Below are 12621 nucleotides of genomic sequence, written 5' to 3'. Positions count from 1 at the left end.
GCCGCGCTACACCGCCGAACAATCTGGGCTATGGTGAGGCAAGGGCCGTTCGATCCGCAAGAACGATGAGGGGGAGAAGCGTTCATGTTCATTCGCCGTCAATTGTTGCTGGCTGCAGGCGCCATTGCCGCCGCAGCGGCAGTCGTGCCCGCCCAGGCGGAGGAAACGGTCAAGATCGGCCTGATCGTGCCGATGACCGGCGGACAGGCCTCGACCGGCAAGCAGATCGACAACGCGATCAAGCTCTATATGCAGCAGAAGGGGGACACGGTCGCTGGCAAGAAGATCGAGATCATCCTGAGGGACGACGCCGCGGTTCCCGACAACACCAAGCGGCTCGCCCAGGAGCTGATCGTCAACGAGAAAGTGAACATCATTGCCGGTTTCGGCGTCACCCCGGCCGCGCTCGCTGCGGCGCCCCTGGCGACGCAGGCGAAAGTTCCGGAAATCGTGATGGCGGCCGGCACCTCCATCATCACCGAGCGCTCGCCCTATATCGTCCGCACCAGCTTCACGCTGCCGCAGTCTTCCACCATCATCGGCGACTGGGCGGTCAAGAACGGCATCAAGAAGGTGGCGACCCTGACCTCGGATTACGCGCCCGGCAATGACGCGCTCGCTTCCTTCAAGGAGCATTTCGTGGCCGGCGGCGGCGAGATCGTCGAAGAGGTGAAGGTGCCGCTCGCCAATCCCGACTTCGCGCCATTCCTGCAACGGATGAAGGATTCCAAGCCGGACGCCATGTTCGTGTTCGTGCCGGCCGGGCAGGGCGGCAATTTCATGAAGCAATATGCCGAGCGCGGGCTGGACAAGAGCGGCATCACGGTGATCGGGCCCGGCGACGTCATGGACGACGATCTCCTCAACAACATGGGCGACGCCGCGCTCGGCGCGGTCACCGCGCATCTCTATTCCGCCGCGCATCCCTCGCAGACCAACAAGGAATTCGTGGCCGCCTACAAGAAGGCGTTCAACAACCGGCCCGGCTTCATGGCGGTCGGCGGCTATGATGGCATCCATCTGATCTATGAAGCCCTGAAGAAGACTGGCGGCGACGCGACCGGCGACAAGCTGATCGCGGCGATGAAGGGAATGAAGTGGGAGAGCCCGCGGGGGCCGATCTCGATCGACCCCGAGACACGCGACATCGTCCAGAACATCTATATCCGCAAGGTCGAGAAGGTCGACGGCGAACTCTACAATGTGGAGTTCGCTACGTTCGAGGCCGTCAAGGACCCCGGCAAGACCAAGAAGTGACGCTCCCCGCTGTCATTCCGGGGCGCTGGCGAAGCCAGCGAACCCGGAATCCCGAGGTTACTGAGCAAGATTCCGGGTTCACGCTTCGCGTGCCCCGGAATGACGAGTTCCTGTTAGAGTTCTCCGACCTCCAATGACCAGTCTCTTCACCATCCTGTTCGACGGGGTCGCCTACGGCATGCTGCTGTTCGTGCTCGCTTGCGGGCTCGCGGTGACGCTCGGGCTGATGAACTTCGTCAACCTCGCGCACGGCGCCTTCGCGATGGCCGGCGGCTACATCTGCGCGGTGCTGGTGAACAATTCCGGCTGGCCGTTCTTTGTGGCGCTGCCGCTTGCCTTCGTCGCGAGTGCTGCGATTGGCGTGGTCCTGGAGCGAGCGCTGTACCGTCATCTCTATGCGCGCAGCCATCTTGACCAGGTGCTGTTCTCGATCGGCCTTGTCTTCATGTCGGTCGCAGCGGTCGACTACATCATGGGTTCGACGCGGGTCTTCATCAAATTGCCGGCGGCCCTCGAGGGGCAGTTCGATTTGTTCGGGGTCGGCATCGGCCGCTACCGGCTGATGATCATCGTGATCTGCGGTTTCCTCACGGTCGCGCTGCAATTGATCCTGGCGCGCACGCGCTTCGGCAGCCGCCTGCGCGCAGCGGTCGATGATCCCCGCGCCGCGATCGGGCTCGGCATCAATGTGCCGCAGGTGTTTGCGTTTACCTTCGCCTTCGGTTGTGGGCTGGCCGGGCTCGGCGGCGCGTTGAGCGCGGAGATCCTCGGTCTCGATCCGTATTTCCCGCTCAAATTCATGATCTACTTTCTGATCGTGGTGACGGTGGGCGGCTCCTCCTCGATCACCGGGCCATTCCTGGCCTCGCTCTTGCTCGGCATCGGCGATGTCGCCGGCAAGTATTATGTCCCGAAGATGGGACCCTTCGTGATCTACACCATCATGATCGTGATCCTGATCTGGCGTCCGAACGGCCTGTTCGGCCGCACGGCCGCGCGTTGAGGGCGCGATGACCACGCTTCCTGACGTCTCCACGCATGCGGTTGCCAGTGCCCGCTGGCGGCCGGGCGAGATTGCGTTCTGGATCGTGGTCGTCGCCTGTGGCTTCCTGTTTCCATCCCGCTACCTGATCATGACCGACATCGTGCGGCTCGCTTTGTTCGCGCTGTCGCTCGACCTGATCCTCGGCTATGCCGGCATCGTCTCGCTCGGGCATGCCGCGTTCTTCGGCGTCGGCGCCTATTCCGCAGGGCTGCTGGCGCTGCATGGCATCATCAGCGAGCCTGTGCTTGCGCTCGTGGTCGCAGGTTTTGCTGCGATGGTACTGGGCTTCTTCACGAGCTTCCTTGTCATCCGCGGCGTCGATCTGACCCGGCTGATGGTGACGCTCGGCATCGCGCTGCTCCTGGAAGCGCTCGCCGAACGCTTCTCCGATATCACCGGCGGCACCGACGGATTGCAGGGCATCGAGATGCAGCCGATCCTCGGCCGCTTCACGTTCGACATCTTCGGCAAGACTGGTTTTTTCTATTCGCTGATCGTGCTGTTCCTCCTGTTCCTGCTCGCCCGGCGGATCGTGCATTCGCCGTTCGGCCTGTCGCTGCGGGCGATCCGGAACAACCCGCTGCGCGCCGCCGCGATCGGCATTCCCGTCAATCGCCGATTGATCGCGATCTACACCGTCTCGGCGTTCTATGCCGGCATCGCCGGCGCGCTGTTCACACAGACGACGGCGCTCGCCTCGCTCGACGTGTTCTCGTTCGAGCGTTCGGCTGATTTAATGCTGATGCTTGTCATCGGCGGAACCGGCTATCTCTATGGCGGGCTGATCGGTGCCGTCGTGTTCAAGATGCTGCAGGAGCTGTTTTCGACCATCACGCCGCAATATTGGCTGTTCTGGATCGGGCTGGTGCTGGTCGCGATCGTTCTGGTCGGCCGCGCCCGCATCCATCGCTGGGTGCTTTGGCTGCCGAACCTCATCATCCGGCAATTTGCCGGCCGCCGGGCCGTTGTCGTGGTCCCTGAGAGCGACCCGTCATGACGATCGCGCTGGAAACCAGGGGATTGGATAAATCCTTCGGCGGCTTGCGTGTCACGCGCGAGCTTTCGCTTCGGATCGAGCAGGGCGCCCGCCACGCTTTGATCGGGCCGAACGGGGCCGGCAAGACCACGGTGATCAACCTGCTCACCGGGGTGCTGCGGCCCAATGCCGGCCGCATCCTGCTCGAAGGCAACGACATCACCAGCCTGCCGGTGCACAGGCGCGTGCTGCGCGGCCTGTCGCGTACGTTCCAGATCAATCAGCTCTATCCCGATCTCACGCCGCTCGAGACCATTGGGCTCGCGGTCTCCGAACGGATGGGCCGCGGTGGCGACTGGTGGCGGCGGATGGGGACGCGGGCAGACGTCAATGCCGAGATCGCGGATATCCTCACGCGGTTTCATTTGCTCGACGTCATGAACGAGCTCACCGTCACTTTGCCCTATGGCAAGCAGCGCCTGCTCGAGATCGCGGTCGCGATCGCCGCCAGACCCCGCGTGCTGCTGCTCGACGAGCCGGCGGCCGGCGTACCCGAAATCGAGCGCCACGACATCCTGGCCGCAGTCGCGGCGCTGCCGCGCGAGGTGACCGTGCTCCTGATCGAGCACGACATGGATCTCGTATTCTCCTTCGCCGACCGCATCTCGGTGCTGGTCAATGGTGCGCTATTGACCGAAGGTCCGCCGGATGCCGTAGCGCGCGACCCGCAGGTGAAGGCGGTCTATCTCGGCGAGGCAGCCAATGCCTGACCTGCTCGCGATCGAGGGCCTGCGTGCCGGTTATGGCGAGGCGGTGGTGCTGCCGGGCATGACGCTGTCGCTCCCCGAAGGCCAGGTGCTGGCGCTGCTCGGGCGCAACGGCACCGGCAAGACCACGCTGATCAATTCCATCGTCGGCGTCACCCGCCGTTTCGGCGGCACCGTGTCGTTGGGTGGGCAAGACATCACGGCATTGCGCCCAGACCAGCGGGCCCGCGCTGGCGTCGGCTGGGTACCGCAGGAACGCAATATCTTTCGCTCCCTCACGGTCGAGGAGAACATGACCGCAGTGGCCCAGCCGGGACCGTGGACAGTCGAGCAAATCTACCGGATGTTTCCGCGGCTCGAAGAACGCCGCAACAATTTCGGCAACCAGCTCTCCGGTGGCGAGCAGCAGATGCTGGCGATCGGGCGTGCGCTGACGCTGAATCCGAAGGTGCTGCTGCTCGACGAGCCGACGGAAGGGCTGGCGCCGATCATCGTTGAGGAATTGCTGAAGGCGCTCGGCACGATCACCCGCTCTGGTGGTATCTGCTCGATCATCGTAGAACAGCACGCGCAAAAGGTTCTGGGGCTCGCCGACCGCGTCGTGATATTGGAACGCGGCACAATCGTGCACGATGCGGCAAGCGATACCTTGAAGGCCGATCCCACGGTGCTCGAGCGGCATCTTGGGGTCTCCGGCGCCAAAGCGCATTAGTTCCGTCCCTAGGGAGTCGAAACCATGCAACGAACAAAACCTCCTTTCCGCGCCGACGAGGTCGGCAGCCTGCTGCGGCCACCGAAGATCAAGGAGGCCCGCGCCAAGCTTGAAAAGGGCGAGATCACGCCCGAGGATCTGCGCAAGATCGAGGACATCGAGATCGAGAAGGTCATACACCGCCAGGCCTCCACTGGCCTGAAGCTCGCGACCGACGGTGAATTCCGCCGCTCCTGGTGGCACTTCGATTTTCTCGCCAAGCTGACCGGCTGCGAACTGTTCCACCCGGACGCCGGCATCCAGTTCGCGGGCGTGCAGACGCGTCATGACGCGATCCGCGTGATCGACAAATTGGATTTCCCCGACAACCACCCGATGCTCGATCACTTCAGGTTTCTGAAGAAATACGCCGACCAGGCTCACGTCACTGCGAAGATGACGATCCCGGCGCCGTCGGTGCTGCACTTCCGCGGTGGCCGCAAGCTGATCTCGAAGGAGGTCTATCCCGAGCTTGAGCCGTTCTTCGAGGACCTCGGCAAGACCTACCGCAAGGCCGTGAAGGCGTTTTACGACGCCGGCTGCCGCTATCTGCAGTTCGATGACACGGTATGGGCCTATCTCTGCTCGCAGGAGGAATTGCAGAAGGCGCGTGAGCGCGGCGACAATCCCGATGGGTTGCAGGAGATCTACGCCCGCGTCATCAACTACGCGATCGCGGACCGTCCGTCCGACATGGTGATCTCGACCCATGTCTGCCGCGGCAATTTCCGCTCCACCTGGATCTCCTCTGGTGGCTACGAGCCGGTGGCGCAAACGCTGCTCGGCGGCACCAACTACGACGGCTATTTCCTCGAATATGATTCCGATCGTGCCGGCGGTTTCGAGCCGCTGCGCTATCTGCCGAAGGGCAACAAGGTCGTGGTGGTCGGCGTCATTACTTCCAAGTTCGGCGAACTCGAGAGCAAGGACGCCATCAAGCGACGCCTGGAGGAGGCTTCGAAATTCGCGCCGCTCGACCAGCTTGCTCTCTCGCCGCAATGCGGCTTCGCCTCGACCGAGGAAGGCAACGTCCTTTCCGAAGAAGAGCAGTGGGCGAAGCTCAGGCTCGCAGTGGAAGTCGCCGAAGAGGTGTGGGGCAGATAACCTCGCCGTCATTGCGAAATAGCGAAGCGACGAAGCAATCCATCTCCACGTAAGCGCGAAGGAAGATGGGTTGCTTCCGCCTTCGCTCGTCGGCTGCGGCCGACAAGTCGCCGCGCGCGGTGGTCGGTAGTGTTGTTCATTCATGCTCGCTTTGATTGAGAGGAGGAGAGGGCTTCAAGTAGTGGGCAGATGGTGATAGGGGTGTCCACCGTCCACTCCCTGCCCACAGCGGTCCCACCGTCCTGGCCCAATGAAGAACGACGAGATCCTCAGCCAGATCACCGACTTCTGCCGCCGGGCGGATATGGCCGAGACGACGTTCGGCCGCCGCGCCGTGAATGACGGCAAGCTGGTGCACCGGCTGCGGGAGGGTAAGCGGATCACCATCGACACGCTGGACCGTATCCAGGCCTTCATCGCCACCTCCACGCCCGGCGGGGTGGCGCCGCCGCGCGGCCTGGTGGTGCCGCCCGAAAAGCGCGATCCGCGGCAAAACTTCCGCTTTTTCGAGAACCGGCAGAGATACCTGCTGTTTGTCCACACCTGCGGCGAGAAGCGGGTGATCGCGCAGCGCGTCGCGCTGGAACTGTCCGCCCTCCATCCCCGGCCGCCGGCGCTGCGGGTATTCGACGCGGGTATCGGCGACGGTACTGTGCTGGCGCGAGTTCTGCGCTCCATGCATAGCCGCTTTCCGCATATGCCGTTCTACGTCGCCGGCAAGGAATTGAGCCTGGAGGACGTCCGGCTGACCCTGGACAAGGTGCCGGACCGGCTGTTCGAACACCCCGCTACCGTCTTCGTGCTGACCAACATGTATTACGCGGAGGCGCCCTGGCTGACCCCGAAATCGCCCGCGGCCGCCGCCGGCACGCTCTGGCATGAAGTGGCGCTGCGGGGGGCATCGTCGGGCGAATTCGAGGCCCAAATCGCGGAACTTGGCCCATTTCTTGAGCAGAATTGGCGGGCCAGCGTCAGCCCACGATCCGGGATGCCCATCTATGAGCGCCCGGTGGTTTTGGCGCTCTATCGGGAGGACCAAAGGTTCCTGCTCGATTCGATCATTCCGCGGGCCGGCAAGACGGAGGCCAATTTCGACCTCGTCATCGCATCCCAGCCATACCGGGCAAAATCGTCTGTGAATTTCCGCGCCAAGCGCATCATCGCGCCGCTGGCGCGGGCCTTGCGCGCCGGTGGGCGCTTGATCGGTATCCACTCCCATGGCCACGATCCGGGCCTGGAAATTATTCAGGCAGTGTGGCCCGGAGAAAATCCTTTCGCCGTCAGCCGCCATGAGATATTGCGCGCGGTCAAGTACGAACTCGGATCGGCCGGGCGCGACCTTAACTTTAACGCTTACGCCGATAACCGTTCGATCTTCCGTTATGATATGGAAGCCTTGCCGAACGAGGTCACCGGGTCGATCGGAACCTCGACGGCTTTTGCAGCGTGGAACGCGGCAGTGTATGTCGCCCAGATCGAGGATGACCGGTTGACCGAGATGACGGAAAGCGGCCGAACTCTGGAGGCTACCCGCGAAGTGCTGCGCAAGCACAATGGGCTGTGGTTTTACGACGAATCCTACGTCATCTCGCGTCGTAGAGACTGACATTCCAGGGACACATTCAGGAACGAACGTCGGAGCTCGACGAAAAAAGGGGTTTGCTAGATGCGCGCGTCTTACCTGTTCACCAGCGAGTCGGTCTCGGAGGGTCATCCCGACAAGGTCTGCGACCGGATTTCCGACGAGATCGTTGACCTGTTCTACCGGGAAGGCCCGAAAGCCGGGATCGACCCGTGGCAGATCCGCGCTGCCTGCGAAACGCTCGCCACCACCAACAAGGTGGTGATCGCCGGCGAAACCCGCGGGCCGCAGTCGGTGACCAACGACCAGATCGAAAGCACTGTCCGCGAGGCGATCAAGGACATCGGCTACGAGCAGGAAGGCTTCCACTGGAAGACCTGCGACATCGAGATCCTCTTGCATCCGCAGTCGGCCGATATCGCACAGGGCGTCGACGCGCTGCAGCCGGGCGAGAAGAAGGAAGAGGGCGCGGGCGACCAGGGCATCATGTTCGGTTACGCCACCAATGAGACGCCTGACCTGATGCCGGCGCCGATCTTCTACGCCCACAAGATCCTGCGGCTGATTTCCGAAGCGCGCCACTCGGGCCGCGAGAAGGTCCTGGGGCCGGACTCCAAGAGCCAGGTGACCGTGCAGTACGAGAACGGCAAGCCGGTCGGCGTGCGTGAGATCGTGGTCTCGCACCAGCATCTGGTCGAGGACCTCTCCTCCACTCAGGTTCGCGACATCGTCGAGCCCTATGTGCGCGAGGCGTTGCCGAAGGACTGGATCAACGGCAAGACCATCTGGCACATCAACCCGACCGGCAAGTTCTTCATCGGCGGGCCCGACGGCGATTCCGGCCTCACCGGCCGCAAGATCATCGTCGACACCTATGGCGGCGCGGCCCCGCATGGCGGCGGCGCTTTCTCCGGCAAGGACCCGACCAAGGTCGACCGCTCGGCCGCCTATGCCGCGCGCTATGTGGCCAAGAACATCGTCGCGGCCGGTCTCGCCGACCGCTGCACGCTGCAGCTCGCTTACGCGATCGGCGTGGCGCGGCCGCTGTCGATCTACATCGACACCCATGGCACAGGTAAGCTGCCGGAGGACAGACTCGAGAAGGCGGTGGCGCAGGCGATGGACCTGACCCCGCGCGGCATCCGCAGCCATCTCGACCTCAACCGTCCGATCTACGCGCGGACCTCGGCTTACGGCCATTTCGGCCGCACGCCCGACAATGAGGGCGGCTTCTCCTGGGAGAAGACCGATCTCGTCGAGCCGCTCAAGCGCGCAGTCTGACTTTCTCCGTAATTGTTGTCCGTAACCGTGTCGCGTATTCCGGAAAGCTGAGATCGCTTTTCGGAATACGCTTTTTGAGGGATCAATCGCATGACCGCCGCCGCCAAGAAGCCTGCCTTCACCGACTACATCGTCAAGGACATCTCGCTCGCCGACTTCGGCCGCAAGGAAATCTCGCTCGCAGAAACCGAGATGCCCGGCCTGATGGCGACACGCGAGGAGTTCGGCCCCAAGCAGCCCCTGAAGGGCGCGCGTATTGCCGGCTCCCTGCACATGACGATCCAGACCGCAGTCCTGATCGAGACGCTGGCCGCGCTCGGCGCCGACATCCGCTGGGTCTCCTGCAACATCTATTCGACCCAGGACCACGCCGCGGCCGCGATCGCTGCGGCTGGCATTCCGGTGTTCGCAGTGAAGGGCGAGACGCTCACCGAATACTGGGACTACACCGCCAAGCTGTTCGACTGGCACGGCGGCGGCACGCCCAACATGATCCTCGACGACGGCGGCGACGCCACCATGCTGGTGCATGCCGGCTACCGCGCCGAGCAGGGCGACACTGCGTTCCTCGACAAGCCCGCCTCTGAGGAAGAAGAGATCTTCTACGCGCTGATCAAGCGGCTGCTGAAGGAGAAGCCGAAGGGCTGGTTCGCCGAGATCGCCAAGAACATCAAGGGCGTCTCCGAGGAGACGACGACGGGCGTGCACCGCCTCTATGAGATGGCGAACAAGGGCACGCTGCTGTTCCCCGCCATCAACGTCAACGACAGTGTCACCAAGTCGAAGTTCGACAACCTCTATGGCTGCCGGGAGTCCTTGGTCGACGGTATCCGCCGCGGCACCGACGTGATGCTGTCGGGCAAGGTCGCGATGGTCGCGGGCTTCGGCGACGTCGGCAAGGGCTCGGCCGCTTCGCTGCGCCAGGCCGGCTGCCGCGTGATGGTCTCCGAGATCGATCCGATCTGCGCGCTGCAGGCGGCGATGGAGGGCTATGAGGTCGTGACCATGGAAGATGCCGCGCCGCGCGCCGACATCTTCGTCACCGCCACCGGCAACAAGGACATCATCACCATCGAACACATGCGCGCGATGAAGGATCGCGCCATCGTCTGCAACATCGGCCACTTCGACAACGAGATCCAGATCGCGTCCCTGCGCAATCTGAAATGGACCAACATCAAGCCGCAGGTCGACGAGATCGAATTCGCCGACAAGCACCGCATCATCCTGCTGTCAGAAGGCCGCCTGGTGAACCTCGGCAACGCCATGGGCCATCCGTCCTTCGTGATGTCGGCCTCCTTCACCAACCAGACGCTGGCGCAGATCGAGCTGTTCGCCAACAACAAGGACGGCAAGTACGAGAAGAAGGTCTACGTGCTGCCGAAGTCGCTGGATGAGAAGGTCGCCCGCCTGCACCTCGCCAAGATCGGCGTCAAGCTGACCGAACTGCGCAAGGACCAGGCCGACTATATCGGCGTCAAGACGGAAGGGCCGTACAAGTCGGATCACTACCGCTACTGACCCCCAGTTCTCCTCAGCGAGATATTGGAAGGCCCCGGCGCAGTCCGGGGCCTTTTTCTTTGGTGCGGCCAACCGAAGCGAGTTGCAAATTGGTTCCCGCCTGCTCAATACTTCGGCAGGGAGAAGGTCATGACCGAGGCAATCGAGCATTTCGATGTTCTGATCGTCGGCGCCGGGCTGTCCGGCATCGGCGCGGGCTATCACCTGCAGCAGAAGTGCCCGACCAAAAGCTACGTCATCCTCGAGGGCCGCGACTGCATCGGCGGCACCTGGGATCTGTTCCGCTATCCCGGCATCCGCTCCGACAGCGACATGTACACGCTCGGCTACTCGTTCCGCCCCTGGACCGAACCGAAGGCGATCGCCGACGGGCCGCGGATCCTGAACTATGTGCGGGAGACCGCGGCGCAGAACGGGATCGACCGCAAGATCCGCTTCAACCATCGCGTCAAGCGCGTCTCGTGGTCGTCCGAACAGGTGCGCTGGACCGTCGAGGCGGAGCGCAGGGCAGGCGAGGGCGCGGCCGAGATCGTGCGCTTCACCTGCAATTTCCTCTTCATGTGCTCGGGCTATTACAAATACGAGGAAGGCTACACGCCGGAATTTGCTGGTGCCGCCGACTTCGAGGGCCAGATCGTTCATCCGCAGAAATGGCCCGAGCATCTCGACTATGCCGGCAAGCGCGTCGTCGTGATTGGCTCGGGGGCAACCGCGGTGACGCTGGTGCCGGAGCTCGCCAAGACGGCCGCGCATGTCACCATGCTGCAGCGCTCGCCGACTTATGTGGTGGCGCGTCCGGCGGAGGATGCGCTCGCCAACAAGCTCAGGCGCAATCTCTCGGCCAAGCTCGCCTATCATCTGATCCGCTGGCGCAACGTGCTGCTCGGCATGTATTTCTTCCAGCTCTGCCGCCGCAAGCCGGAACGCGCCAAAGAGCTCATCCTCGGCGGCATCAAGATGGCGCTCGGTCCGGATTACGACATCGGCACGCATTTCACGCCGCGCTACAATCCCTGGGAGCAGCGGCTCTGCCTTGTGCCTGACGGCGACCTGTTCAAGTCGATCCGCGAGAAGCGCGCCTCCGTCGTCACCAGCCGGATCGACACCTTCATCAGGAACGGGATTCGCCTGGAGGACGGCAGCGAGCTTCCGGCTGACATCATCATCACCGCCACCGGCCTGATCCTGCAGGTGCTCGGCGGCGTCGAGGTCAGCGTCGATGGCCGCAAGGTCGATTTCGCGAATACGCTGAGCTATAAGGGCATGATGTATTCGGATGTGCCGAACCTCGCTGCGACGCTCGGCTACACCAACGCGTCCTGGACGCTGAAATGCGACCTCTCCTGCGAATATGCCTGCCGTCTGATCAACTACATGGACCGGCACGGCTTCAGGCAATGCGTGGCGCACAATCTCGATCCCTCGATCGAGGCGCTGCCGGCGCTGGATTTCTCATCCGGCTATGTCCAGCGCTCGATCGCCAAACTGCCCAAGCAGGGCTCGAAGCGGCCGTGGCGGCTCTACCAGAACTATGCGCTCGACATCGTCTCCCTGCGCTATGGCAAGGTGGATGACGGCGTGATGCAGTATTCGTGACAATCCTCGCTGTTCTCGCGAAACCTGCGCCTTAACGTCCCATGGGTAGTTTTGCGGATTCGGGCTTCCTGCCGAATCAGCCATTCTGCCGCGACGGTTAACGCCGGATTAACCGAGATGCCCTACGCTGCACGGCCTGTGGCTGCTGATAGCAAGAGGAAGCCCATGGACGCCCAGCGAATTGCCGTCGATGCCCTCGTGGCGCTGACCGATTGCGACCGCGACGCCGCCGTTGCCTTCATCCGCCGCCTCTACCTCGCCGGCATCAAGGACCCCAAGCGCCTGACCTTCAAGGGCCTGCAGGCGATGCGCGCCTGACGGTGCAGTCCCGTAGGATGGGTAGAGCGAAGCGAAACCCATCGCGATGGTGCAAGCGGCGTGAATGATGGGTTTCGCTCCGCTCTACCCATCCTACGCACCCGCGCGCTTGGCATGCTCTCTCGACGTCATTGCGAGCGCAGCGAAGCAATCCATGCCTCCACACGCGGCGCGATGGATTGCTTCGCTGCGCTCGCAATGACGGGGATGGGTTCGGATTTGAATTTCAAACAACGGAGGGGATGTGAGTTCGCGTTCTCGCGGCGCGTTGCGTCCGAGCTTTGCGTCGTTTTTCGCCCTCTCATTGAACAGAGGGCGCAGGGAAAGCCGGGTGCCGGTTGCACCCATGGGCCCCGTGCAACAAAAAGCACGGGGGTAGGACCACAGGTTCAACCGAAGCATTCCGGCTTTCCCTGCGCGATG

The 12621-nt window shown here is 63.0% G+C and carries 11 protein-coding genes; all 11 read left to right on the top strand.

Going from position 1 to position 12621, the window contains the following annotated elements; translation table 11 throughout:
* Positions 1 to 84: 84 nt before the first annotated feature.
* The 11 genes from OZ411_RS08930 (at position 85) to OZ411_RS08880 (ending at position 12198) form a co-directional block, all read left to right on the top strand.
* On the top strand, positions 85 to 1257 hold the full coding sequence (locus OZ411_RS08930) for an ABC transporter substrate-binding protein (protein WP_282527641.1): 1173 nt from the start codon (positions 85 to 87) through the stop codon (positions 1255 to 1257).
* A gap of 133 nt (positions 1258 to 1390) precedes the next feature.
* The gene (locus tag OZ411_RS08925) at positions 1391 to 2260 is read left to right on the top strand and encodes a branched-chain amino acid ABC transporter permease (protein ID WP_282527640.1); all 870 of its coding nucleotides are present in this window, start codon (positions 1391 to 1393) and stop codon (positions 2258 to 2260) included.
* Between the two features lie 7 nt (positions 2261 to 2267).
* Positions 2268 to 3299, top strand: coding sequence for a branched-chain amino acid ABC transporter permease (locus OZ411_RS08920; RefSeq protein WP_282527639.1), 1032 nt, complete (start codon positions 2268 to 2270; stop codon positions 3297 to 3299).
* Complete coding sequence (locus OZ411_RS08915) at positions 3296 to 4048, top strand: ABC transporter ATP-binding protein (RefSeq protein WP_282527638.1); 753 nt, start codon at positions 3296 to 3298, stop codon at positions 4046 to 4048. Before OZ411_RS08920 ends, OZ411_RS08915 begins: the two co-directional genes overlap by 4 nt.
* Entirely contained in the window at positions 4041 to 4757 is a 717-nt protein-coding gene (locus OZ411_RS08910) for an ABC transporter ATP-binding protein (RefSeq protein WP_282527637.1), read from the top strand. Before OZ411_RS08915 ends, OZ411_RS08910 begins: the two co-directional genes overlap by 8 nt.
* A gap of 24 nt (positions 4758 to 4781) precedes the next feature.
* Positions 4782 to 5900 carry a cobalamin-independent methionine synthase II family protein gene (locus OZ411_RS08905; protein WP_282527636.1) on the top strand — a complete coding sequence of 373 codons (1119 nt, stop codon included), beginning with the start codon at positions 4782 to 4784 and terminating at the stop codon, positions 5898 to 5900.
* 250 nt (positions 5901 to 6150) lie between these two features.
* Positions 6151 to 7506 (top strand): hypothetical protein, encoded by a 1356-nt coding sequence (locus OZ411_RS08900; RefSeq protein ID WP_282527635.1) that lies wholly within the window; start codon positions 6151 to 6153, stop codon positions 7504 to 7506.
* A 60-nt stretch (positions 7507 to 7566) separates the two neighbouring features.
* Positions 7567 to 8763 (top strand): methionine adenosyltransferase, encoded by a 1197-nt coding sequence (metK, locus tag OZ411_RS08895; protein ID WP_282527634.1) that lies wholly within the window; start codon positions 7567 to 7569, stop codon positions 8761 to 8763.
* A 90-nt stretch (positions 8764 to 8853) separates the two neighbouring features.
* The gene (gene ahcY / locus OZ411_RS08890; protein WP_282527633.1) at positions 8854 to 10284 is read left to right on the top strand and encodes an adenosylhomocysteinase; all 1431 of its coding nucleotides are present in this window, start codon (positions 8854 to 8856) and stop codon (positions 10282 to 10284) included.
* A 129-nt stretch (positions 10285 to 10413) separates the two neighbouring features.
* A complete protein-coding gene (locus OZ411_RS08885) occupies positions 10414 to 11880 on the top strand; it encodes an NAD(P)/FAD-dependent oxidoreductase (protein ID WP_282527632.1) in 1467 nt (488 codons plus the stop codon).
* 165 nt (positions 11881 to 12045) lie between these two features.
* The gene (locus OZ411_RS08880; protein WP_165421099.1) at positions 12046 to 12198 is read left to right on the top strand and encodes a hypothetical protein; all 153 of its coding nucleotides are present in this window, start codon (positions 12046 to 12048) and stop codon (positions 12196 to 12198) included.
* Positions 12199 to 12621: the final 423 nt, after the last annotated feature.

The organism is Bradyrhizobium sp. Arg237L (assembly GCF_029990105.1).
Lineage (GTDB): Bacteria > Pseudomonadota > Alphaproteobacteria > Rhizobiales > Xanthobacteraceae > Bradyrhizobium.
This window is presented reverse-complemented; position numbering and strand designations above follow the sequence as displayed.